This is a genomic window from Caballeronia sp. LZ003, from assembly GCF_031451465.1.
Taxonomy (GTDB): domain Bacteria; phylum Pseudomonadota; class Gammaproteobacteria; order Burkholderiales; family Burkholderiaceae; genus Caballeronia.
The window spans coordinates 1-1,840 of record NZ_JARUXJ010000033.1 but is presented as its reverse complement, the minus strand read 5'-3'; the positions used below and the strand labels follow the sequence as shown (position 1 = coordinate 1,840).

Here is a 1,840-nt window from a genome sequence, read left to right as displayed (position 1 = left end):
CTGCGCTGACCGATACGTTCGACGTGCGCAGCGCCGCGATCTGCTTCAGATGACGGGAAATCGGCGTGTCTCGTTCCATGGCGCGCTTAATCCGCCTGATTCTGAGCGGGCTTGGTCTCGCTGCTCGCAAACTTCACGTTGTCGATCAGACAGCCCGCGCTGTAGTCCTCGACCACGTACGCTTCGTTGCTCGATTCGAAGAACTCGTAGCGGTCGCGCTTCGGATTGTCGATGATCGAGCGGCGTCGGCCGCCAATCTGCCAGTAAATCGACAGATTTTTCTGCGGCGTGATGAACAGCTTGCCGCTCGGCATGAACGGCGCACGCACGGCCTTAATGCCGCCCATGCGCTGCTGGCTCACAATCAGGTTGGCCGCGATCTGGTCAACCGGACGATTGTCCGCGTTGAGCGTGACGAAGTAGCGGTCGAGCATCGTTTCGCGGCCACACAACACCACCAGATCGGGGTTACTCGCATGCCACGGCGCGACCAGCGAATTCACCGCTTCGAAGACGAGCGCGTCGGGCGTGTGATAGTGCGCGTCCTTTCCGCCCACCACAATTTGGTCTTTCATGACCTGATGGGGCGCGTACAGACGGTATTTCTCAAGCCAGCCCACATTCACGTCCTCGCACACCGGATTTTTCGACCGGTCCGACGTGGCCGCACGCGACTTGCCGTTAAAGCCGATGCGAATGCGATCCAGCGCTTGCTGACGAATCAGCATGTCGCGCAGCTTCGCCTGAAAGCCGTTGAGGTGCGCCCACGCATCGAGCAGGTCGTAACGCATCTGCGTATCGAAATTCGTCTGCGTCGCAAAATATCCGTTCGGATCGAAGTCGTGCGGATCGATCGGCTCGCGCTCTTTCTGAGTGGTGTCCGTCGTGCTCGCGATCGTCGCGCCGATCAGCAGGCCCAACTTCTCGCCTTTCTGCGCGGTGACGCCGATCATGTTGATGCCCTTCAGAAAGTCATCCGACTCCTGAATGCGTTTTTCGATCGTTTGCTGGACGGACGGCGTAACGGCAAACTTCTTCGCCGCGTCAGCGACGCCGCTAAGTCGTGCGACCTGCTGCGAATAAGCTTCGATCGCGGCGCGTGCAATCGGTGTCATATCGTTTCCTTGTGTGCGATGCGTGGGTTCTTCGGTAAGCGGCTGCCGCGATCAGCAGTCGGTCAATTCGCCAGTGCCGCCGGTGCCGCCACCACCGGTGACGGGCGGGCGCGGCGCACTGAACTGCACCGATTCCATCTTCTTCACGAAATCGGAGAACTGTTGTTCGAATCGGTCGAGGCGTTCCGTTACGGCTTTGTCTGCCGCTTCGCCCTGCGCCTCACGCTGAGCCTGATGGAACGCTTGGGCGAGTTGCTCGGCCGTGAACGTCTGCGGTGCGCCCTTCCCCGAGCCCGCTGCTGGCGAGTTGGCTGGAGAGTTGGATGGCGACACTGCGTCGCCCACCTGAGCGCCGCCGCTCGATTGCGCGCTGAAACCGAGCTTGGCGAGCACGTTGCCGAAGAACGTCACCGGATCAGGCGCACCGCTCGCACCGCTCGCATTACCCGCTTGGTCGGCCTCGCCGAAGTCCGTGTCGATCTCGACACTCGCCGAGAACACGTTTTCGGGACGCTGTTTCTTCGACCGAAAGTGATCGGGATGCTGCTGAGCGAACGTCAACACGTCGGTGCCGAAGCTGGCCGGACTGTCGGTCACGCCCAGACCCACCAGATATGCCTTGCCAGAGCCGCCAAAGTTCGTATCGATTTCGACGCTCGAATAGATTTTCTGACGGCTCTTCGCCATCGCTTTTAGATCGTCCGTCGGATCGATCTGCGCGAACA

General features: G+C 60.5%; 2 protein-coding genes. Both read right to left on the bottom strand.

Annotation, left to right across the window (positions count from 1 at the left end):
* Positions 1–86 precede the first annotated feature (86 nt).
* The gene (locus QCE79_RS32655; RefSeq protein ID WP_309851517.1) at positions 87–1,115 is read right to left on the bottom strand and encodes a phage major capsid protein, P2 family; all 1,029 of its coding nucleotides are present in this window, start codon (positions 1,113–1,115) and stop codon (positions 87–89) included.
* Between the two features lie 51 nt (positions 1,116–1,166).
* Positions 1,167–1,840: GPO family capsid scaffolding protein (locus tag QCE79_RS32650; protein WP_309851514.1), on the bottom strand; the 674-nt coding region annotated here is incomplete at its 5' end.